Below are 24337 nucleotides of genomic sequence, written 5' to 3'. Positions count from 1 at the left end.
TCTGAGAATTTCTCCATCTAGTATTCCCAGATAGACGAATTTACCTGTAAGTTAGAAATGAAATTTAACTGGGTATTTCTATAATAAATTCCGTACCTTCACCAATAATAGATTGACAAGACAAATTTCCCCCGTGAGTTTGTTCGACAATTTGTTTGGCTATAGCTAATCCTAAACCTGTACCTTTCCCCACTGCTTTGGTAGTAAATAAATGGTCAAATATTCTTTGTTTAATCTCTTCACTCATGCCTTTACCATTATCATGAATTGATATTTTGATATAATTATCTTCAGCAAATGTTCTCACAGTAATTTCTGGGTGTTGAGATTTTATTTCCTGATAACTAAGACAGGACGTGGATTCATCTAATGCGTCGATAGCATTCGCCAAAATATTCATAAATACTTGATTTAGCTGACCGGGAAAACATTCTACTTCTGGTAAATCGCTGTATTTAGTAATAACTTCAATCGCTGGGCGTTGTTCATTGGCGTTGAGACGGTGTTTGAGAATTAAAAGAGTGCTATCAAGACCTTCGTGGATGTTAAAATATAGTTTCTGGTCACTATCAGCACGGGAGAAAGTCCGCAGGCTTTTACTGATAGATGTAATGCGATCGCCTCCATCTCTCATGGCGCGAATGAGTTGTGGTAAATCTGCTCGAACATAGTCAAGGTCAATTTTGGCTAATTCATTTTCAATTTTCGCACCGGGTTGAGGCAATTTCTCTTGATAGAGGTCGATGATGTGTAATAAATCCTGGATGTAATCTTGGATAGCACTGACATTGCCGACGATAGCGCCGATGGGGTTATTAATTTCATGGGCAACTCCAGCTACTAATTGACCTAATGCGGAGAGTTTCTCTTTTTGTACTAGTTGTACTTGAGCCTGTCGTAAAGCTTGGGTACGTTCGGCAACTTGGTGTGCTAAATTATCTGTCAACTGTTTGAGTCGCCAATGAATTTTAACTCGTGCTAAAACTTCTGTTTCCGCAAAGGGTTTGGTGATATAGTCAACTGCGCCGAGGGATAAACCTTTGACTTTATTTTCCGTATCGGTTAAAGCTGTCATAAAAATGACGGGAATGCTTTCTGTTGCTGGGTTTGCCTGGAGACGGCGACAAGTTTCAAAACCATCCATGTTGGGCATCTCTACATCAAGTAAAATTAATTCTGGATGGTTGCGTTCTACTTGGGCGAGAGCATCTTCCCCATCAATGGCCATACGGACTTTATAGCCAGCACTTTTTAAAGATTGAGACAACACAGACAAGTTAGTAGGGTTGTCATCCACAATTAAAATAAACGGTTGGTTTGTAGATAGCATAGGTTTTGGTTTCCAATGTGAGAGTGTTAAGAAAGGTATTTTTGAATAAATGCTCGTAATTGTTTGATTTGGCAACCCTCAACCATATGCATAATTTCTTGGCTAAATGCAGTAGTATTTGCACCCTGGAGTTGCTGGACGACTTCGATGATGCCATCAAGTTCTCCGTCTTGGGCTAATTCCCAGAGTTGATGCAAGATAGCGGTTTCCGGTGGCTGGATTTCACCGATGATAACTTCTGGTTGTGACGGTTCGGTGTGATTTTCATATATCCAATTTAGTTGCAGATATTTTTCCAGAAGTGAGAATAAAGTTTCTGCTTGTACTGGTTTGGGTAAAAAATCATTACCCCCAGAATTCAGGCTTTTGTGGCGATCAATATCAAAGATACTAGCAGAGGAAACCAAAACTATGAGGTTTTGCAACTGAGGATGGGAACGCAATTTTTGTAAAAACTCAAACCCATCCATGACAGGCATGGCTAAGTCAGTAATAATTAAATCTGGTGATTGTTGCAAGGTTAACTCAATTGCTTCTAATCCGTTGCTGGCTTCGATGATTTCAAAGCCGACGGGTTCGAGGAGATTCAGCAAGACCGAACGATTTTCCCAACGGTCATCAATTACTAGAATTTTGCGTTTTCTGCCAGCATAACCCTTGATCGCACCTTGGGAAACTACTCTAGAAGCCTCAGCCCAATCTTTAATTGCTTCTAGTTCCACTTCAAACCAAAAGCTGCTACCCACACCAGGAATACTTTGCACATGAATTTCACTCTGCATCAGCGAGATAATTTGTTGAGTAATCGCTAACCCTAAACCTGTTCCCTCGGTTTGCTTTTTCGTATCGCCCACTTGCTCAAAGGGGAGGAAAATTTTGGCAATTTCTTCTGGGGTCATACCAGCGCCAGTATCTTCTATATGAAAGCGAATTTTCTGGTGATTCCAGGTAACTTTCAAGGTGACACTACCGCGATCGGTAAATTTAATTGCATTTCCCAGTAAATTTATCAAAACTTGCCGTAGACGTTTTTCATCAGCAGCAACGCCCACCGGCAATTGAGCATCTGTATGGAAGTTGAACGCAATGCCTTTTTGTTCTGCCCGAATGCGATTAATTTCCACCACACTTTCTAAAAAGGAAGGAAAATGGAAGGGGACGGGATGCAGTTCGAGTTTCCGGGCTTCGATTTTGGCGAGGTCGAGGACATCATTAATCAAACTCAAAAGATGACTACCGCATTGGTAAATAATGTCAATACCATTACGGGCTTTGGGTGTCAGGGATTCACTGCGCTGCAAGATTTGGGCATAACCTAGAATGCCATTGAGCGGGGTACGTAACTCATGGCTCATATTGGCGAGAAATTCACTTTTGGCTTGGTTGGCGCTGTCGGCTAACAGCTTGGCTTCTTGGAGTTCTGCTGTGCGATCGGCTACTCGTTGCTCTAAATTAGCAAACACCCCTTGAAGCTGGTTCGCCATTTCTAAAAACCTGTTAGCCAATGTGGTAATTTCACTAGCTCCAGAATGTTGCTGAGTAGATAACAATAATTCTGGATTACTCCATTGCCCTTGCGCCAGTTTTTCGGCAGCAGTAGTTAATCGTGTCATGGGGGTGGAGATATTACTTGACACTCGTATTGCCCAAATAATCACACCCCCGGCGGTGATGAATCCCAAGAGCAACAGATTAAAGGTATGTTGATTGACAGGTTTGAGAAACAACTCTTGCGGACGCACGAACGCAACCATCCAAGGCTGAGTTTTCATTCGCTCGACAACCCCAGCATAAAGGGTTTTATTGCGAGTTGTCAGATAGGTAGTAAAGTAGGGGGTGGCAGTATCTATTCGAGAAACTCCCTTCTCAAAGTCTGGCAAGTTTGTGACGTGATCTATAGGTTGGCGGGGTAAACGATTCTGAGACTGTAATTGAGCCAGGCGATTAGAAGTTAAGGGAACAAGCGGATGAAACAGGTGTGTTGTCGGTGCTTCTGGATCTACGTGGTCAGCTTGTGCCAAGCGAAGATGGTTTTCATCGAGCAAAATAGGAAAAGAAAAATCTCCAGCTAGTTGGTTGTTTTGCAGTATCAATTGTTGCAAAATAGCCGCGCTATACTGACTACGCAAGACGCCGATCACTTTGCCAGTGTCAGGATTGCGAATTGATTGACTGAAGTAAAAATATGGTTTGTTATCTACAGAGGAAAACTCAACCGCCGAGACAAAGGGTTCTCCGGTTTCCAATGCTGTTTGAAAATATTGATAGTTTGCCTCAGACCTTCCTTGCAATTGGGGATTTGTATCTAAGATATTCTGCCCTTGCAAATTCAAAATGGCGTAGGAATTAATAAAAATGCGGTCTTTGTTTTTTAAGGTGTTGAGAATTTTTAAGGTAGCTTGACGTTGTACATCTGTTGGGGGGTTTTGGGGCGATCGCTCTAAATAATTCACTAAGTCAGGTAGTTGTTTTTCCGTGGCGATTACCTTCAGATTTGCCTGCATGAAGGCATCAATCTGGGACGCAGTTTGAGAAGCCGCAGATTCTAAGGATTGGTTTGCTGTCTCTAGGAGTGCTTTACGGGTTGTTTGTTGATTCCATAGTGATAATGCTGCCATTGGTACTAAAGCAATCAATAGAAATGCTGAGAGCAACTGGTGGCGTAAACTTTTTTGAGTGAGGGATTGGGTTTGGGGATTGTTCATAAAACTTTCTCAGTTGGGCTGATGGAGAGATAGAGAATCAACGGTTTTTTTGAATGACATCAAGCTGATTTAGCGGCGGCGGCTAGTTTAGCCATCTGCTCGACTGTTGTTTTTACCGTTTGTTGTTGAGTGACCATCTTGCCCAGTTCTATGGGAAAGTCGCCATTTGCTAATTGCGCCCAGTTGGGTAAATGGGGTTCTGTACCCATCCGATTGAGAATGGCATCAAGCACTACCCCCATGTGTCTTCGCGTTGTAGTTGCGGTGATTTGTCCCTGTAGTTGCGTTTTTGGGTACTCATAAGTACTTCTGCGGATGCCACTTGAGCCTGCTTCCAGACTGGCTAACAGACTAATTTCTGGACTCGTAATCCATTGCAGAAACACCCAAGCTGCGTCTATATTTTTGCTGTAGCGAGAGAGCATTAAACAGCTACCACCTTGGTGACTAATGCCAGGGACTTCGCCAAAACTGCATTCTGATGGCGATCGCAATGCGACTTCTTTAGGACAGGGTGCGGCTTCTGCTAAACCGACAATCTTGGAGATTTTAGGATCATCAAACCCGGGAAAAAATTCACCCCAAGAAATGTAAATCCCGGCTCGTCCCTGGATGAAAGCATTGGCCTGTCCATACCAATCAGATACACGCGATGGGGGAGCCATATATTGTCCTAGTTCCATCATGTATTCCAAACCCGCGATCGCTTTTTCGTCATTAATTGCAGGTTGTTCATCCGCACCAAACACCGAGCCGCCAAATGCCCATAACCAAGAGGTCATATCGCAGTTCAGGGCATAGGAACCCGGTAGCCATTGCCCAGTTGTGCCAGACATTTGGGGCGATTTTGCTTGATGAATGGCTTTCACCACTGCTAAATATTCCGACATGGTGGTGGGTACTTTTAGCCCCAAATCCTGCAACACATCCCGGCGATACATCATGATAAAGATGGGAACATCAATGGGAATCCCGCCCAATTGCCCTTTGTAGGAAGCAACGTTATCTAACAGGGGTTTGAGGATGTCGTCAAAATTGTAGCCGGGATAGGCAAAATCTTGCTTATCTAACAGGCTTTTGGGGTTCACACTGTCATTAATCAATCGTCCAATCCATGATTGATCAACGTAGAAAATATCATGCACTCCGGCTTGTCGCGCGGTGTCTTGGGTGATGCGGGCGAGGACGCGATCGAGTGGTAGCAAACTCCACTCCACTTCAATTCCCGTCAACGGAGTAAACTGTTGTTTTGTAATCCTGGAGATTGCCTGACAGGATGCCATATCTTCTGTGACAATCCGCAGGGTTTTCCCCTTGAGAGATTTGCCAATTTCTTGAAGAAACTGTTTTTGATCCGAGGTGAGCAGATCGGCTAGTTGCAATGCAATAGGCGATCGCTTTTTTACAGGCTGACTGCAACCACTCAAAAAACGGGCACTACTAAAACCAAAGCCAGCCAATCCTAAAAATTTCAGGAACTCACGACGGTTGATTCGTCCTTGTCGAAATTGCTTAACTGCTTTGGCTACAGCTAAACGTTGTTGATAATCTACGTCATTCATGAAAATGTATCTGAGAGAATTTTTTAAAAGTATTATTTAAATTAAGTAATACCAATTTAAGAAAAGAATGCGACAGATAGAAATCAGGAAAGTCTTACTGGAGCTAGATTTCTTAATTGCGTTAGCGAAGCGTTAGCGAGGAACGAGCGTCGCGTCATTGCAAATTGCAAATTGCAAATTGCGTTAGCGCAGCGTTAGCGAGCCTGCGAGCGTCATTGCGAATTGCGAATTGCGAATTGGTATAAGGTAAAACTATTGTCAAAACCTCAGTATTTAGTATTCCCAGATACGCTCAGAAATTTCAAAATACTGGAATTTTCATCACAAACTCAGTACCTTCACCCACAACAGAATGACATTTCAACTTTCCACCGTGGGTTTGTTCGACAATTTGCTTTGCTATAGCTAATCCTAAACCCGTACCTTTACCGACAGCTTTAGTAGTAAATAAATGGTCAAATATTCTTTGTTGAATCTCTTCACTCATGCCTTTACCATTATCAGCAATGGAGATTTTTACATATTTATCTGCTATTGATGTGGTAATTGTAATAGAGTTAGGATGAGCTTGGATTTCTGCAAAAGTACGTCCGTGATTCGATTCATCTAATGCGTCAATAGCATTCGCCAAAATATTCATAAATACCTGATTTAATTGCCCAGGAAAACATTCAACTGGGGGTAAATCACCGTAGTTAGTGATTACTTCAATTGCGGGACGTTGTTCGTTAGCTTTGAGACGATGTTTGAGAATTAAAATTGTACTATCAATGCCTTCGTGAAGATTAAATGGTACTTTGTAATCTCTGTCAGCACGGGAGAAAGTGCGGAGGGAAGTGCTGATATTTTTTAATCTATCGCAAGCAAGTATCATAGAATCGAGTATTTTAGGCAGGTCTTCTATGGTATATTCCAAATCAATTTTTGACTCATGCTCGAGGATTTCTTTCCTATTATTGCTGAAGGTTTCTTGATAGAGTTTCAAATGTTCGATAATATCAGCAAAGGTGGGTTTAGCTTGCTGGAGACTGGCGGCAATAAATCCTAAAGGGTTATTCATTTCGTGAGCAACTCCAGCGACTAAGTTACCCAAGGCTGACATTTTCTCACTTTGGACAATTTGTAATTGGGCGTTTTGTAAGTTGTCTAATGCTTGTTCTAATTCTTGGGCATACTGCTGCGCTCGCTCATATAATTGGGCATTTTCTAGGGAAATAGCGGCTTGAGCGCAGATGAGGTTGAGTAGTTCGACGCGTTCGCCCTTAAACGCTCCTTTCGCTAAACTATTTTCTAGATATAAAATCCCTAGTAATTTGCCTTGATGTAAAATTGGGTTGCACAAAATACTCTTTGGCTTTTGACTGATAATATAGCGATCGTTGGCTAAGGTACTATCTACAGATGTATCCGATAACACAACAGTTTGTTGATTGTGCTTGACTTTATAAATCAGCTTGTGAGGAATATCTTGACTGTCTTCAACCCGAAGGTTTTGGAATACCACGGGGTTTGTTCCCTGGGTAATTGAGCCTTTAATTAGCAGGCAGTTGTCTCGCAACAGCATTAATATGCATTTATCAGCCCCAGCAATTTTGATGATGATGGAAAGTAACGATGAAAGTAGTTTGTCTAGTTCGATTTCACCGGAGATAGTTTGAGATGCTTTGAGAATTGCTTTTAAATCAAGAGTATCTGAAATACTGCTACTGGATGTACCCGAACTGGTAGATGTCACAGTTTCCAAGGGGAAGATAGTTTCGTTAGTGGAAAGAGGCGAACGGCTTTGCTGTAATATGGGGGCTAGTAATTGGGGGTAGCGTCTTTCTAAGTCTGCGACTTTAGCTTTTGCTCCCCAATGAGCATAACAATAATATGCTTGCTGCATATAACCTGCGGCGACTTTCTCTTTCCCCCAGTTGAGGTAGAATTTAGCAGCCAATTCGTTGCTGAGTGCTTCATCTTGTAAATAACAGTGGGTTTTTGCACTAGCAATAGCTAAATCATAATGTGCCATTGCCTCATAGTTTTGACCTAAAACTCGTAATTTTTCTGCTGCTACAAGTTGCCAGCGATGTTGATGATTAAAGGGAGCTAAATTTGCCCAATTTTGTATTTTTTCTTGATGACTATTGACGCGCTCAATGATTATTGATTGTTGTTCATGATCAGCCGTTTCATATTGGGACAAATGAATTAAAGCATGATAGAAGACCAACACAACTATCATAAAACTGCCACTACTAGCATTACTATATTGTTCTGCTATAGCTGCTTGTTCCCCAGCTTGTTCATATTTTCCAAACAGATAATAGAGAATGGCTTGAGACAAAGCAATACGAAATAATCCCCCTCGATCATTGGTAGCCTGTAAATGAGGCAAAACTTGGGCGGTACGGAAGACTTCACCTGTCAAAAAATAGGGGTTTTCATTTCTGCCTAATAAATTTAGAATTGTTTGTAGCCAACAGTCATAAGATTTTAAAATTGGTTCTTGCTTAACGTGGCTGATAATTTGTCGATAGGTTTCCATTTCCTCAGCCAAAGTGCTTAATTCTCGACCACTCCAGTAGCCGTACTCAGAGTATGTTAGTATGTTTAGTCCTACAGACTCCCAATCTCCGGTTTCCAGCCCACTTTGGTAGCCCTCCAACAAAAATTGGATAGACTGGCTCAAGGGTTCTTTCCAGTGGCGAATAAAGCTGTTGACAACAAAGTAAGCTCTGCTTTTAAAGGCGTTAATCTGAAATTTTTCTAGTAACTGTAATGATAATTGTCCAAATTCATAGCCAGCATGAATATCTTCCATAAAACCACAGAGAATTAATCCGTAGTCTGCATAGGAAAAAATAGCAACAGCGGAATTACCAAACTGAATAGACATCTCAACTTGCTTGAAGATGAGTAATGGTAAAAGTTCAGGTGCTACAATGTAAACAGACGACACAAGTTTAGTCATGATTTGCATTGCTGCTAGTTGATAGGGATCGTTCATTGCAGGCAAATCTGCCAAACTTAAGGGTTTATCTCCTATCCATAGTTGCCGTGTATATTGTGCTGCTGCACCAATATCTGCTTGAGTGGGTTGTTTGGGAAATTCCACACCGAGTAATTTCAACACCTGCAACCCAGTTTCAACTACTTCGGCAAATTTACCTTGAGAGCGGAAAGCCATCACTCGGACTTCATAGACTTTGATGGTGTCGAGCAAAGAAGTCGCAGATTGCAAGATGATGTCATCCCAGGCTGCTAACTTGTCAAAGTCTGTATTCAGACAAGCAGCTTCGAGACGCTCTTGGTGTAGATTTAGAGTTAATTTGTAGTTTGTTGTCCAAGGATCAGCAGGGAGTAAGTTAATGCCTTGGGTGAAGTAGTTAACTGCTGCATTATAAGCGATCGCACTTTTAGCTCTGCATCCTGCCATGAAATTCAGTTGTGCTAACTCCAGTTTTGTCTCAGGCTGAGTGATCAAATCAATGCCTATATTTAAGTGATTGACAATTTCAAAAATATTTGATTCTAGTTGATTAACAGGTGTATTAGCGTGCAATAATTGACCAATTGCCAGATGGGTGACTTGTTTTTGGTCTTCGGGAATTAAAGAGTAAGCAGCTTGTTGGACGCGATCATGTAGAAACCGATAAGCTAAATTTTCGATATTTCTAGTATTAACTTCTTGCCCATTACTCAGATAAAACTTATAAACTTGACTTTGAGGTAAAATCAATCCTTCCTGCAAAGATTTCCACAAACCATCCGCTACTTGAGATGTTGATTGTTCGCAAACAATTGCCAAAGTATTTAAATCAAAAGAGTTACCAATACAAGCAGCTAATTTTAATATATTTTGCGTTTCTTGAGGCAACTTTTGTAACTGATGTGCCATAAATTCTACTACATCATCAGTTAAAGATAGCCCCTTTACTTGCGCCAAATCACATTCCCAATAACCGTGTTGGCGATTAAACGTAATCTGTCCATCTTCGTATAACGCCTTGAAAAATTGAGTTGTGAAAAAGGGATTGCCTTTGGTTTTGCGATTGATTAATTCTGTGATGGAAAGCGCTCGTTCAGTTGTACAATTCAAAGTATCAGCCACTAACTGATTAGTATCTTTTAAAGAAAGCGGTTCCAGCGTAATCGTATTCACGGTCTTACCTACTTTCTTCAATTCCTCCACGGTTAACATCAACGGGTGTGCGGCTGACACTTCGTTATCTCGATAAGCCCCTAACAATAGCAGATAATTCTTATCCTCCATCAGCAGTTTAATTAACTGTAGGGAAGCCAAATCTGCCCACTGCAAGTCATCCACAAACATCACTAATGGATGTTCTTTTGTGGTGAAAATAGCAATAAACTTTTGGAACAACAAATTAAACCGATTTTGCGCCGCCGTACCTGAAATTTCTGGCGCATCGGGTTGTTTACCAATAATCTTCTCCAGTTCTGGAATTACGTCAATCAAAACTTGCCCATTTTCTCCCACAACTTGCGTAATTTGATTACGCCACTGCGCTAATTGTGCATCTGATTCTGATAATAATTGCCCCATCAAATCGCGCAAAGTTTGTACAAAGGCAGATAAGGGAATATTACGATTGAATTGATCAAACTTACCTTTGATAAAATAACCATGCTGATGGGTAATTGGCTTGTGGACTTCATTGACTACAGCAGTTTTACCTATCCCGGAAAAGCCTGCTACTAACATTATTTCTGATGTGCCGTGAGTCACTCGCTCAAATGCTTGTAACAAGCTTGTGACTTCTGTTTCTCTCCCATATAATTTATCAGGAATAATGAAGCGATCGCACAAATCCCTTTGTCCAATTTCAAAGCTTTGAATTTCACCAGTTTCTCTTAACTCAGTTAGACATTTTTCTAAATCAAATTTTAAACCCAATGCACTCTGATATCTATCCTCAGAATTTTTCGCCATCAACTTACTGACGATTGCTGAAATAACTGAAGGGATATTTGGATTAATTTCATGTAGTAACGGTGCTGTTTTCGCAATATGAGCATGTACCAATTCCATTGCATCATGAGATGCAAAGGGTAACTCATTTACCAGTAATTCATAGAAAGTTACACCAAGGGAATAAAAATCTGTACGATAGTCAATCCCTCGATTCATTCTCCCGGTTTGTTCGGGAGAGATATAAGCTAGTGTTCCTTCTAAAATATTGGGATTAACTAGGGTTTGGGTTTCTCTGGGTAATAAAGATGCAATACTAAAGTCGATTAATTTAACTTGTTTATTTTCAGGATTAATTAATATATTGCTGGGTTTAATATCTTTATGAATAATTCTTTCGTGGTAGAGTAAGTCTAGGATGTCGCAGAGTGCGATCGCTATTACTAAAAACTCCTCTCTAGATGTAACATTTTGATTTTTGGCAAAATAATCCTTAAGAGAAATTCCCCCAAAGTCTTCCATGACTAGCATATAGCCATTATGTAAGGCTTCTAGGCTATGGGTTTGAATAATCAGGGGTGAGGTGAGATTTTTCCCGATGGTGTACTGGTTGCGAAATAATAGCAATTCGCTAAAGCTGGGATAGGCATTTTTCAGCAGTTTGATAACTACTGGTGTTGAGTCAATTTCTCTAACTGCGCGATAAACCAGTGTTCGGGAGCCATCATAGAGTTGTTCGCTGATGCTATAACCAGGAATCTTCACAAGAGTGTCAATCATAATACCCAAATCTTGAAAATGTCTTGATTTAGTATTCCCAAAGATCAACTTTCCTCTGTAATGACGTAAAAATTTACACTGGCAGTTGAATGATAAATTCTGTCCCTTCACCCAAAACAGAATTGACAGTGATTTGACCACAGTGCTTTTCTGCGACAATTTGCTTTGCTATAGCTAATCCTAAGCCAGTACCTTTACCGACAGCTTTAGTAGTAAATAAATGGTCAAATATTTTGTGTTGTATCTCTGCACTCATCCCCTTGCCGTTATCAGCAATCGAGATTTTCACGGATTGAGCGGCTATTGATGTGGTAATTGTAATTGAGTTAGGATGAGCTTGAATTGATTCAAAACTCTTGCCATGATTCGATTCATCTAATGCGTCAATGGCATTCGCCAAAATATTCATAAATACCTGATTTAATTGCCCAGGGAAACATTCAATTTGGGGTAAATCCCCGTAGTTAGTGATTACTGCAATTGCCGGACGTTGTTCGTTAGCTTTGAGACGATGTTTGAGAATTAAAATTGTGCTATCAATGCCTTCGTGAAGATTAAATGGGACTTTGTAATCTCGGTCAGCACGGGAGAAAGTGCGGAGGGAAGTACTAATATTTTTTAATCTATCGCAAGCTATCGCCATAGAATCGAGCATTTTCGGCAAGTCTTCTATGGTATATTCCAAATCAATTTCTGATTCATGGTCTATGATTTCTTCAGTTTTATCGCTTAAAGTGTCTTGATAGAGTTTCAAGTGTTCGATAATATCGCTGAATGTTGGTTTAGCTTGTTTGAGACTAGCAGCAATAAAGCCCAAAGGATTATTCATTTCGTGGGCGACACCAGCGACTAAGTTACCCAAGGCAGACATTTTTTCAGTTTGCACCATTTGTAATTGGGCTTGTTGTAAGTCTTGTAATGCTTGTTCTAACTCTTGGGATTTTTGCTGCAAGGTAAGTTCAGCTTGTTTGCGATCGCTAATATCTCGCATCACAACAACCGCACCAACTTTGTTACCATAAGGATCGAAGATTGCTTGTCCACTGGCTAATAAACTCCTTCGATCACCCTGCTTCGGTGCAATGACCATTTCAGCATTTTCGACTTTTTCTCCTTGTAATGCTCGTAATAATGGTATTTCTGTTGTTGATAGAAGTGTCTGACCATCCGCTTGATAGAGTGAGAAATTTTCTGCCCATTGTTCTGGTGGCAATGATTTCACCGGGAAGCCATGAAATTCTTCAGTTGCTTTGTTAAATAAAATTAGTTTGCCACTCACATCACAAACAACAATCCCATCGGTAATATTTTCAATAATCGCCTTCAAAAACTCTCGTTCTTTTGCCAGAGAGGCTTCGGTGTGTTGTAATTGTTCTAGTGATGCTTGTAATGACTGAGATTTTTCCTGTTCTCGTTGATAAAGTTGGGCATTTTCTAGAGAAATGGCGGCTTGAGCACAGATGAGGTTGAGTAGTTCAACGCGTTCGCCCTTGGTGTTGGCGGAGCCATCGCTCGTGAATGCTCCCTTTGCTAAACTATTTTCCAGATATAAAATCCCCAACAACTTACCTTGATGTAAAATTGGGCTGCACAAAATACTATACGGCTGCTGGCGGATAATATAGGGGTCATGGGCTAAGGTGGTATCTGCGGTTGCATCCAGTAACACTACAGTTCGTTGACTATGCTTGACTTTGTAAATGAGCTTGTGGGGAATATCTTGACTGTCTGCAATAGCAAGATTTTGCAACACAATGGGTTGTGTTCCTTGGGTAATTGCGCCTTGAATTAACAGATGATTGTCTTGCAACAGCATTAACACACATTTATCAGCCCCAGCAGTTTCAATCACGATTCTCAGTAAAGATGAAAGTAATTTTTCTAGTTCGATTTCACGAGAGATATTTTGAGATGCTTTGAGAATTGCTTTTAAATCGAGAGTATTGGAGACACTGCTACTGCTGGATGTACCCGAACTGGTAGATGTGACACTCCCCAAGCTGATGATAGTTTCGTTAGTGGAAAGAGGCGAACGGCTTTGCTGTAATATAGGAATGAGTAATTGGGGGTAGCGTCTTTCTAAGTCGGAGACTTTGGCTTTTGCACCCCAACGGGCATAGGCATAGTAAGCTTCAATCATGTATTCTTGAGCTATGCGCTGTTTGCCCCAATCTAAGTAGAATTTAGCGGCGAGTTCGTTAGCTAATGCTTCTTCTGGGATATATTCATTGGCTTTCGCTCCCGATATTGCCTTGTCATAGAGTTCGCTAGCTTCGGCTTTGTGTCCGAAAACGCGACATTTTTCTGCCTCTACCAAATCAAACTTATGCTGGTGATTCATGGGTGCATAGTGCGCCCATAGCTGTAATTGAGTTTGATTTTTTTCCACCCTCTCTAATAGGCTTGATTTTTCACCGGAAAGTTGACTTAATTGTGCTAAAACAATCAACGAATCATAAAAATAAAAAGCAGGTTCACCAATTTTACCTGCGCCTCCCATAAAATAGTTTCTACATTCAAGGGCATAATTGTTAGCTTGCTCAACTTCCCCAAACAAAAAGCACAGGGTCAATTTAGATGAATGGAAAATGAATAGTCCATAGAAATCATTTGCAGACAGTAACAGGGGCAGAAATTCTTTTTCTTGTAAAGCGGAGCCAGATAAAATGGTAGGATGCTCTGCAAAACCCAATAAATTTAAAATTACTTGCCAATAAATCAAACAATAATTAGCTGTTCCCAATTGCTTCAATTGCACTAAAGCGGTGTAGTAAGTGTAGGTTTCTTTTTCTAAAGTAGCGAGGGGTTGACCGCACCAAAAAGAATATCGGCAGAAAGTCTGACCACTATATCCCGCATATTCTAGGTTGCCAACTTCTAGCCCCAGTGTGTAACTTTCACTCAACAGGGGTAATGTTTCTTTGAGGTGAGATTTGCGGTGGAAAATATAACCGCTCAACATAAACAATACTTCAGGTTTAGTTGTTTTATCATCAAATTTTGATGTTAAATTCAATGATAATTGCCCAAATTGTACCGCCAAATCTACATTTTTCTGCACATTACAAAGAACCAAACTATAGCAAGCATAGTTAGTTGCAGAAATAGATGTATTGCCGTACTGGAGGAATAATTTGACTAATAAGGTAGCTAATAATGGATATAAAGGAGATCCACAGGTGTAAGCTGCTGACATGATACTGCTAGCAATATGAGCAATGGCAATTTTGTTTGCATCTGTCATCACCGGGAGGTTGACAAAATCTGCAACTTGCCGCCCGCCAATCAGGTCACTAATTTCTTGAATTGATTGTTGAATTTCTTCTGGTGTGGGTGATTCGTTGATTGTTTCGCCCAATTTCTGCAAAAGTTCAATCCCAATTGCTAGCACTTCAATAAGTTGACGGTGGGAAATTTTGGCTTGAATTCTAAAACGGTAAACATTGATCTGTTCCAGTAAAGAATGGGTCTGTTGGATGACGATATCAATCAACTGTTCCATTACCTCAAAATCACCACTTAGCATGGCGACTTCCGCAGATAATTCATGGAAGGCGAGACTCATTTCATACTGCTGTTGCCAAGCATTTTCTCCCAACAAAGACAATCCCACTGTGGCATATTCACGGGCTGCTTTATACGCGGTAGAATTTTTGGCTTTGCGACAGGCGATGAGGTTAAGTTCGGCTAGTTCTATGCGTTGTGTTTGTTCACTAATTAAACAAGTTCCATAATTTAACTGATTGACGATTTCAAAAATGCGTTCAATTCTGGTATCTGGAGAAATTTCTTGCAGAAGTAGTTGACCAATTTGATAGTGAGTTGCTTGTTTTTGGTCATCAGGAATTAGAGAATAAGCCGCTTGCTGGACGCGATCGTGTATAAATTTGTAAGTAACAGTTTGTTGATTTTTCGATATGTCTACAATATTTTCTTGCCCAACATAAAGCTTATAAACATCACCAATTGGGATAATCAACCATTCTTGCATTGCCTTCCATAAACAAGCTGCTGTTTCAATTGGAGATTGTTCTGCAACAATAGCCAAAGTTGTTAAATCAAAAGAATTACCAATACAAGCTGCTAACTGTAATACTTCTTGCGTTGAGGGCGGCAGTTTACGTAATTGTAAACTCATAAAAGCCACTACTCCATCTGTAACTGCTTGCGCCTTTAATTGGGAAATATCACATTGCCAACAGCCTAAATTAAAATCAAATTGAATGAGTCCATCTTGATGCAGTGCTTTGAAAAACTGGGTAGTAAAAAATGGATTGCCTTCTGTTTTTTGATAGATTAGTACAGAAATATTCCATGCCAAATTTTCTGGACATTTGAATGTGTCAGCCACTAAATAATTTACTTGCACTTGACTTAGTGGTGCTAAAGTAATTGTGTTAATTATTGCTTGTGTCTTTTGAATTTCACTCAAAGTCAATAATAAGGGATGTCCGGCATAGACTTCGTTATCACGATATGCACCAATAATGAAAAGATATCCGGTATCAGCCATTAATAGCTGCATTAACTTGAGTGATGCGGAATCAGCCCATTGTAAATCGTCTAAAAACATCACTAAGGGATGTTCAGGAGTTGTAAAGACTTGGGTGAATTTTTGAAATAATAAATTAAAGCGATTTTCGGCAGATGCACCTGATAATTCTACTGCTGGTGGTTGAGTACCAATAATGTTTTCTAATTCGGGAATGACATCAATAATTACTTGTCCATTTTCCCCAACAGCCTCTAATATTTTATGTTTCCATTGCTGAATTTGGACATCACTTTCGGTCAATAATTGGCCCATTAAATCACGAAATGTTTGGACAAAGGCACTGAAGGGAATATTACGATTAAACTGGTCAAATTTACCCTTAATAAAATAACCGCGTTGTTTGACTATAGGTTTATGCACTTCGTTAACAACCGCAGTTTTCCCAATTCCCGAAAAACCCGCTACTAGCATCATTTCAGTTGCGCCAAGGCTAACTCTATCGAATGCTTCTAGGAGGGTTTTTACTTCGGTTTCTCTGCCATAAAGTTTATCAGGAATGATGAAGCGATCGCACACATCACGCTGTGCAATCTCAAAGCTTTGAATTTCACCAGTTTCTCTTAACTGCGTCAGACATTTTTCTAAATCAAATTTCAAACCCAATGCACTTTGATACCTATCTTCAGCATTTTTCGCCATCAACTTACTGACGATTGCTGAAATAACTGAAGGGATATTTGGATTAATTTCATGTAGTAACGGTGCTGTTTTCGCAATATGAGCATGTACCAATTCCATTGCATCATGAGATGCAAAGGGTAACTCATTTACCAGTAATTCATAGAAAGTTACACCAAGGGAATAAAAATCTGTGCGATAGTCAATCCCGCGATTCATTCTCCCTGTTTGTTCGGGAGAGATATAAGCTAGTGTTCCTTCTAAAACATTAGGGTTAACTAAGGTTTGAGTTTCTCTGGGTAATAATGATGCAATACTAAAATCGATTAATTTGACTTGTTTAGTTTGGGGATTAATTAATATATTGCTGGGTTTAATATCTTTATGAATAATTCTTTCATGGTAGAGTAAATTGAGGATGTCACATAGTGCGATCGCTATCAATAAAAATTCTTGTAAAGATAGTAAGTTTGTCCCCGTTTTCCATTCCTTGAGAGAAATTCCCCCAAAGTCTTCCATTACTAGCGCATAACCATTTTGATAGGGTTCTAGACTATAGGCTTGAATGATTCCGGGGTAGTAGAGATTTTTCGCAATTGTGTACTGATTCCGAAATAATAAGAGTTCAGAGAAATCGGGGTAAAGATTTTTCAGCAGTTTGATAACTACTGGTGTTGAGTCGCTTTCTCTAACTGCGCGATAAACCAGTGTTCGGGAGCCATTATAGAGTTGTTCGCTGATGCTATATCCAGGAATCTTCGCAATAGTGTCAATCATAATCACTAAATCTTGAAAATGTCTTGATTTAGTATTCCCAGATGATTAACTTATACTTTATAATGAGGTAAAAATTTACACTGGCAGTTGGATAATAAATTCTGTCCCTTCACCCAAAACAGAATTGACTGTGATTTGACCACCGTGTTTTTCTGCGACAATTTGCTTTGCTATAGCCAACCCTAAACCTGTACCTTTACCGACAGCTTTAGTAGTAAATAAATGGTTAAAGATTTTGTGTGTTACCTCTGCACTCATCCCGTTACCGTTATCAGCAATAGAGATTTTTGCATATTTATCTGCTATTGATGTGGTAATTATAATCGAGTTAGGATGAGCTTGAATTTCTGCAAAACTCCGTCCGTGATTTGACTCATCTAAGGCATCAATGGCATTCGCCAAAATATTCATAAATACCTGATTTAATTGCCCAGGGAAACATTCAATTTGTGGTAAATCCCCGTAGTTAGTGATTACTGCAATTGCCGGACGTTGTTCGTTGGCTTTGAGACGATGTTTGAGAATTAAAATTGTGCTATCAATGCCTTCGTGAAGATTAAATGGCACTTTGTAATCTCGATCAGCACGGGAGAAAGTGCGGAGGGAAGTACTAATATTTTTTAATCTATCGCAAGCTATCGCCATAGAATCGATCATTTTCGGCAGGTCTTCTATGGTATATTCCAAATCAATTTCCACCTCATGGTCTATGATTTCTTCAGTCTTATCAGAGAAGGTGTCTTGATAGATTTTCAACGCCCCGTTTGTTAAATTATTTTCTAGATATATAATGGCATAATTTATTTTCTGGAAGTCCCTAAGAGGATGTTTTAAAAGTTTTGGGCGAATATAATTCGCTACTATACAAACAAAGTCCGCACAGGCGGACTAATGAAAAATCAATGGTTTTGAACCCACGCAGGTGGGTTTTGTCTGTGTAGCCAAGCCATTGCGTTGGGCGGGTTCCCCGACTCCCTCAATGGCGCGCGATTTCTAATCGCCAAGAAAAGTAATAAATTAGACTTTTGAAACAACCCCTAAAGCTAGTCTTTCAAGAAGAACTAACCTAAAGCAGACTGTAAATCAGTTTGTGCCTGTGCTAAAGCTGCTGGTAATTTACTTTCATCACGGCCGCCGGCTTGGGCGAGGTTTGGTCTACCACCGCCGCCACCGCCACAGATTTTAGCGATCGCACCGACAAATTTTCCAGCCTGCAAACCTTTCTTGTTTACCTCTGGACTGAAGGCTGCAACTATGCTGACTTTACCAGCTTCGGGAACGGAACCGAGTACGACTGCACCGTTACCGATTTTTTGTAGTAACCGTTCCGCCGCAGTTTTTAAAGATTCGGGGTCAACGCCTTCGAGTTGGGCAACAATAATTTTATGGTCGCCTACGGTTTGGGCTGTGTCTAACAAGCTGTCTGATTTGGCGATCGCTAGTTGTCCTTTTAGCGTTTCTAATTGCTTTTCAGCGTTTCGCAGTTCGGTTTGTAGTGTTGTGATTCTGTCTGGTAGTTCTTCGGGTTTAACTTTAAAGCGATCGCTTAAATCTTTGACTACTTTATCCCGAACATTTAAGTAATCTAAAATCGCCGGGCCAGAAACGGCTTCAATTCGCCGTACCCCAGACGCTACACCCGCTTCAGAGATAATCTTGAATACGCCAATCTCCGCAGTATTACTTACGTGCGTACCTCCGCACAATTCCATAGACACACTAGGGAAATCAATGACGCGGACTTCTTCTCCGTATTTTTCCCCAAACATCGCCACAGCACCTCTAGCTTTGGCTTCGGCTAAGGGTAATACTTCAATTTTGGCGGAGTGGGCTTCAGAAATCCAAGTGTTCACCTGTTCTTCAACTTGCTGGACTTCCTCAGCAGTTAAAGCGCGGGGACAGTTGAAGTCAAAGCGCAATCTATCGAAGGAAACGAGTGAACCAGCTTGAGAGATTCCCTCATCCACAATTTTCTTTAACGCCGCTTGCAATAAGTGGGTGGCGGTGTGGTTTGCTTGGGCGCGACGACGACAAGCAGCGTCAATTTGGGCGGTAACTGTATCGCCAACCCGCAGTGTTCCCCGTTCGATGCGGCCGAAGTGAACGAAGAAATCAGATTCTTTCTTCACATCTTCCACGCGCACCACAATACCATCGCCAGAGATATAACCGCGATCGCCGATTTGTCCACCAGATTCGGCATAAAATGGGGTTTGGTTGAGGAGGATTTGTACTTCTGTCCCGGCTTCAGCTGCTTCTTCAGCGACACCATTAACTAGCAATACTTCCACTTTCGCCGTCGTCGCCGCTTGGGTATAACCTAAAAATTCTGTGGCGTGGATATGTTCTGCGAGTTTGTCGAGAGAACCTTGTACAGTTAAATCAATGGTTTCGTGGGCGGCTTTCGCGCGTTCCACTTGCTTTTGCATTTCGGTATTAAATCCGGCTTCATCAACGGTGAGGTTGTTTTCCTCCGCGATTTCTTGGGTGAGTTCCAAGGGGAAACCGTAAGTATCATATAGGGTGAAGGCACTTTCACCACTAATTTCGGTTTGCCCTTGCTGTTTGACTTGTTGAATAATATCTTCGAGAAGCTTCTCGCCTCTATCAAGGGTTTTGAGGAAGTTGGTTTCTTCCCGTTCTAGTTCTGCTTTGATGGCTGCTTCCCGTTGGCGGATATTGGGGTAAGCAGATTCAGCCAGGGCGATCGCAGTTTCCGCAACTTGGGTGATAAAATTACCAGAAATGCCAAGTAATCGCCCGTGACGCACCACCCGCCGAATTAACCGCCGCAAAACGTAACCCCGTCCCACGTTAGAAGCGCGAATTTCATCAGCAATCATGTGAACTACAGCACGTACATGGTCGCCAATGACTTTTAAAGAGACTTTGACTTTCTCATCGCTTGTATGATAATCATCAATGCCAGCAATTTCGGCGGCGGTTTTAATAATCGGGAAAATCAAATCTGTTTCATAGTTATTCGGTACTTTTTGGAGAATTTGCGCCATTCTCTCCAAACCCATACCAGTATCAATATTCTTATTTTGTAGCGGTGTTAAATTCCCGGCTGCATCCCGGTTGTACTGCATGAATACCAAGTTATAAAACTCGATAAACCGGGTGTCATCTTCTAAATCAATATTGTCATCGCCGCGTTCGGGGTGGAAGTCGTAATAAATCTCCGAACAAGGGCCGCAAGGGCCAGTGGGGCCAGAAGCCCAAAAATTATCATCTGCACCCATCCGCTTAATTCTGGCTTCTGTTACACCTATTTTGTCGCGCCAGATATTATATGCTTCCTCATCTTCTTCAAAAACGCTGACGACAAGGTTTTGGGGAGAAAAGCCAAAAACTTGTGTAGAAATTTCCCAACCCCAAGCGATCGCTTGTTCTTTAAAATAATCACCAAAGCTGAAGTTACCCAGCATCTCAAAAAACGTCTGATGGCGTTTGGTGCGTCCGACGTTTTCAATATCATTAGTGCGGATGCACTTTTGCGATGTGGTTGCTCTTTTAAATTCGGGTGTGCGCTGTCCCAGGAATATTGGCTTAAATGGTAACATCCCCGCGATCGTCAGCAGCACGGTTGGATCTTCAGGCACGAGGGAAGCACTAGGCAGAATTTGGTGTTCCCGTTGGGCGTAGAAGTTAAGGAATTTGGTACGAATTTCGTTACCGCTGAGGTAGGGATTAGAAGACATGGGTGAAATGAATAATGAATTATCAAGTGTGAAGTATTGAGACACCCTTGGGGTCACTTCCTAAAGGGTAGTATTAATTTCAGCTTTCATCCTTTGATTTGATGAAGTATGCCGCACAAGACGACACATATACCATAGGGTAGCTATTTTTGGAACCTGTATCTACTACTGCCGTCATCAACTACTCACACCAGGAAATTCATTCAAGAGTAAGGATGATGTGTTTATTTTCCAGCTTCTGCGTTCTTCCAGCTAGATACCAATCTACTCAAAACTTGCAACTAAGTCTGGATCTCTGTTAGCACGACTTTCCACTCCCTACTCTCTACTTCCTCTATTCATCTTAATTTTTGCATTTTGTGTGGTCTTGTTACTAGTAATTTTTACTGACAACCATATTTATACGCTTTTGATCTATGCCTATGTAAGTAATATTACTACCTCACTTTAGCCAGATGTGCGATCGCTCTCCGAATAAATAACATCTATTTGTAAAGCTAGCATTAAAGTTGATTTCCTGAGGTAAGTAATGGCATTAAAACTCAAAGTTCCTAATATTGCTTGTGATGGTTGTGCAGAGAAGATTACCGAATCTATTCATGTGATGGAACCAGATGCTCAAGTTGAAGTTAACGTGAAAGACAAAACTGTCACCGTAGAATCCACAGCTTCAGAAGAATCAATTAAACAAGTAATTGTGGCATCTGGTTATGAAATTGCAGGATATTAATCCAAATTAAATTTTAACAATTTTTTTAGATGTAGATATATCTACATTTCTGGATTTCATGATAGACTTTCCGCCTGTTTCTCAGGCGGATTTGCCATAAAAAAACTGAGACATATACAGTAGTGCAAAATTCTTTTATGAAATTCTTGTGTAGATTGACTAGGAAGTTTGCATTTTTTTAAAAAACTAATTTCCAATTAAATAACCTCTGAAAAACTCATTCCGCAAAAGTGCTTGCTGATTATTTATGACCGACTGGATTGGTAAAGTCTTGGGCATGTTGTGCTTAAAGTCTTTACTAGCCAAAGAAAATGCTGATTTAACTAGTTATATACAACATTGCGACATTCTTTGTAGATACATCGGTTTTTACTGATGTTGTAAAAATTTTATATTTTTTTAAATATTGTAGAAAGCAAAAAATGTTTAGTTATAACCAGAATTAATATAGTTATTTCAGTGGAATAATCTTAGCTGTTAACTAATACCTGGAAACTACAGTTATATATTTATAGGCAAAGATAAATTCAGTATTTCTACTGTTTTAAAAAAAATGTATCAAGACGGACAGTAATGATTAGCACCAGAGAGTTTACGGGTTGTATTCAGGGTTAGTATTAAGATGATATTAAAATTAGCAGCTTCTTCTTTATTTAAAGTTAAGACTATCAAATATAAGGAGATATCCTTATAAAGAAAATACTGACAGACTTATTATTTTGGAAAAATAACAGGGACTATTCTTTTAAAATAAGGCAGCAAGCACAACAATGAATATTTCTATTCTGGTCTTTGGAAGTAAACAATTTTTGACTACACTTCCCGATCAGATCCTTGATACAACAACTTTTAGTGTAGAAGTTATAGCTGATTTTCATCAGGCTGTATCAAATATCCAAATTAATCCACCAGATGTAATATTTATACAAGCCAGCTTAGATGACAGTATCGAGTTGTGTAGTTGGTTAAAGAGCCAACCACAACTATCTTGGGTATACTGTATCCTTTTTGAAGATCGTGCTTACCAGCTTGCTACCAAAAGTAGGCAGGATTTGGGAAGGAAATGGGAAATGACGGCTACTGCACTCAGACAAGGTGCTGATGCTTATATTTGGCAACCACTGGTAAAAAATTTAACTGATGTTAATGCACAACATCAGTTAATATTAGCCCAATTAAGCGTAGGTTTAAGGAAAGCGCAAAAGTATCGTGATTTAATGCGGACAAATGATTTATTGTCTGCGATCGCATTAGCTGATTCTTTAACCGAAATTAGTAACCGGCGGGCTTTAGAATGGGACTTACCAAGACAAATTAAAAAATCTCGTCATCAAAACAGCCCCTTAAGTTTAATTATTCTAGATGTCGATTATTTTAAAAAAGTTAACGATACCTATGGACATTTAGTAGGCGATCGGCTTTTACAATTATTATCTCATCGTTTGCGACATAACCTACGTTCCAAAGACACTCCATTTCGGTTTGGTGGTGAAGAATTTGTAGTAGTGTTAACAAACACTACTGGTGATGAGGCGATGATAGTTGCAGAACGTCTAAATCGCATAGTAGGTGAACAACCATTTGCAATTAACGAAAGCCTAACCATTCCTGTTACAATTAGTTTAGGTGTTGCCAGTCTACAATCAGAAGATGACGATAAAGGTTTTAGCTTACTCAATCGCGCCGATCAATGTCTTTTAGATGCTAAAGCATCTGGGCGTAACCAAGCTGTTGGTTGTAACTACTCTCCTTTTTCACATCTCAAGGCTGTTTCTTCATAAAGACAATAGATATGTGCATTAGGAAAAATACTTGAGAGGCGCGAGATTTTGCGTCTCTTAATGTCATGATAACTTTTAAATCTTCTCAGACTGATTGCAGATTTACTGTTCAAGCATTCATGGTAATGCTAGCTAATATCTACAGCCTATAAACATCGCTTGTTTGTCATAATGAGCGATACCTACGGCAAGCTGCGCTAACGCACTCCACATTCCCAAATGCGATCGCCTACGGTAAGCTAAATTGAGAGCATAAAATTAAATTACCAAATCCTTTCTAAATTCAACACAAAACCATTTAATACATCTTTCCCTGATACTGTAGCAGGAGATTCCAAAACCTCAATTTCTATACCTTGTCTATAAATTTCTACCTGACGAGATTTACGGTTGATTAATAAACCTAACTGTACCCCATTATTTATATATTCCCTCATTTTTTCCTGTGCAACTTTCAAACTATCACTAGGGGAAAGTAACTCAATGACAAAATCAGGACAAATAGGAGGGAACTTTTCCTTTTGTTCATCTGTTAAAGTATTCCATCTTTCTAACTTTATCCAAGCAGCATCAGGAGAACGATCCGCACCATTAGGAAATTTAAAGCAAGTTGAAGAATCAAAAGCGATGCCAGTACCATCAGCATCAGTCCAATTCATTACTTGTTGAGTAATTCTCGCATTTTTATTCCCTGTTTCTCCCCCCGTAGGTGGCATAATTATTAATTCTCCATTTGCGCTGCGTTCAAACTTCAAGTCCCGATTTGCTTGACATAGATTAAAAAATTGCTCATCTGTCAGTTCCAATACTGGTTTGAGATTGACGGTGAAAGCATTCATAGCGATATTCCAGATTGAATATTAAAGCCGCAAATTTA

The 24337-nt window shown here is 40.2% G+C and carries 9 protein-coding genes and 1 pseudogene; 2 read left to right on the top strand and 8 right to left on the bottom strand.

The window, feature by feature from the left end:
* Positions 1-64 precede the first annotated feature (64 nt).
* From H6G69_RS26370 to alaS, 7 genes and pseudogenes are all read right to left on the bottom strand, one after another.
* Positions 65-1330, bottom strand: a complete 1266-nt coding sequence (locus H6G69_RS26370; protein WP_190692080.1) for a sensor histidine kinase — start codon at positions 1328-1330, stop codon at positions 65-67.
* A gap of 26 nt (positions 1331-1356) precedes the next feature.
* Positions 1357-4035: a hybrid sensor histidine kinase/response regulator gene (locus tag H6G69_RS26365; RefSeq protein ID WP_190692079.1), complete on the bottom strand. Its 2679-nt coding sequence runs from the start codon at positions 4033-4035 to the stop codon at positions 1357-1359.
* Between the two features lie 59 nt (positions 4036-4094).
* On the bottom strand, positions 4095-5597 hold the full coding sequence (locus tag H6G69_RS26360; RefSeq protein WP_190692078.1) for an ABC transporter substrate-binding protein: 1503 nt from the start codon (positions 5595-5597) through the stop codon (positions 4095-4097).
* Between the two features lie 301 nt (positions 5598-5898).
* Positions 5899-11295 (bottom strand): ATP-binding sensor histidine kinase, encoded by a 5397-nt coding sequence (locus H6G69_RS26355; protein ID WP_190692077.1) that lies wholly within the window; start codon positions 11293-11295, stop codon positions 5899-5901.
* Positions 11296-11368: 73 nt separating this feature from the next.
* Positions 11369-17245: an ATP-binding sensor histidine kinase gene (locus tag H6G69_RS26350; protein ID WP_190692076.1), complete on the bottom strand. Its 5877-nt coding sequence runs from the start codon at positions 17243-17245 to the stop codon at positions 11369-11371.
* A gap of 75 nt (positions 17246-17320) precedes the next feature.
* Positions 17321-18001 (bottom strand): annotated as a pseudogene (locus H6G69_RS26345) (sensor histidine kinase); the annotation flags it as partial.
* 305 nt (positions 18002-18306) lie between these two features.
* Positions 18307-20949, bottom strand: coding sequence for an alanine--tRNA ligase (alaS, locus tag H6G69_RS26340; RefSeq protein WP_190692075.1), 2643 nt, complete (start codon positions 20947-20949; stop codon positions 18307-18309).
* Positions 20950-21478: 529 nt separating this feature from the next.
* On the opposite strand from alaS, the gene H6G69_RS26335 reads away from it, so the two are divergent.
* Together H6G69_RS26335 and H6G69_RS26330 are read left to right on the top strand one after the other, a co-directional pair.
* Complete coding sequence (locus H6G69_RS26335) at positions 21479-21679, top strand: heavy-metal-associated domain-containing protein (RefSeq protein WP_190692074.1); 201 nt, start codon at positions 21479-21481, stop codon at positions 21677-21679.
* Between the two features lie 770 nt (positions 21680-22449).
* The gene (locus H6G69_RS26330) at positions 22450-23460 is read left to right on the top strand and encodes a diguanylate cyclase (RefSeq protein ID WP_190692073.1); all 1011 of its coding nucleotides are present in this window, start codon (positions 22450-22452) and stop codon (positions 23458-23460) included.
* Between the two features lie 263 nt (positions 23461-23723).
* On the opposite strand, the gene H6G69_RS26325 is transcribed toward H6G69_RS26330, so the two are convergent.
* A complete protein-coding gene (locus H6G69_RS26325) occupies positions 23724-24299 on the bottom strand; it encodes a Uma2 family endonuclease (RefSeq protein ID WP_190692072.1) in 576 nt (191 codons plus the stop codon).
* Positions 24300-24337: the final 38 nt, after the last annotated feature.

The organism is Nostoc sp. FACHB-110 (assembly GCF_014697425.1).
Classification (GTDB): Bacteria; Cyanobacteriota; Cyanobacteriia; order Cyanobacteriales; family Nostocaceae; genus Nostoc_B.
The sequence above is the reverse complement of the archived record's forward strand: the minus strand, read 5'-3'. Positions and strand labels throughout refer to the sequence as shown.

Excerpts from the sequence above, each read along its gene's own strand:
- H6G69_RS26370 (WP_190692080.1), bottom strand. The coding sequence starts at position 1,330 with ATGCTATCTACAAACCAACCGTTTATTTTAATTGTGGATGACAACCCT.
- H6G69_RS26365 (WP_190692079.1), bottom strand. The coding sequence starts at position 4,035 with ATGAACAATCCCCAAACCCAATCCCTCACTCAAAAAAGTTTACGCCAC.
- H6G69_RS26360 (WP_190692078.1), bottom strand. The coding sequence starts at position 5,597 with ATGAATGACGTAGATTATCAACAACGTTTAGCTGTAGCCAAAGCAGTT.
- H6G69_RS26355 (WP_190692077.1), bottom strand. The coding sequence starts at position 11,295 with ATGATTGACACTCTTGTGAAGATTCCTGGTTATAGCATCAGCGAACAA.
- H6G69_RS26350 (WP_190692076.1), bottom strand. The coding sequence starts at position 17,245 with ATGATTGACACTATTGCGAAGATTCCTGGATATAGCATCAGCGAACAA.
- alaS (WP_190692075.1), bottom strand. The coding sequence starts at position 20,949 with ATGTCTTCTAATCCCTACCTCAGCGGTAACGAAATTCGTACCAAATTC.
- H6G69_RS26335 (WP_190692074.1), top strand. The coding sequence starts at position 21,479 with ATGGCATTAAAACTCAAAGTTCCTAATATTGCTTGTGATGGTTGTGCA.
- H6G69_RS26330 (WP_190692073.1), top strand. The coding sequence starts at position 22,450 with ATGAATATTTCTATTCTGGTCTTTGGAAGTAAACAATTTTTGACTACA.
- H6G69_RS26325 (WP_190692072.1), bottom strand. The coding sequence starts at position 24,299 with ATGAATGCTTTCACCGTCAATCTCAAACCAGTATTGGAACTGACAGAT.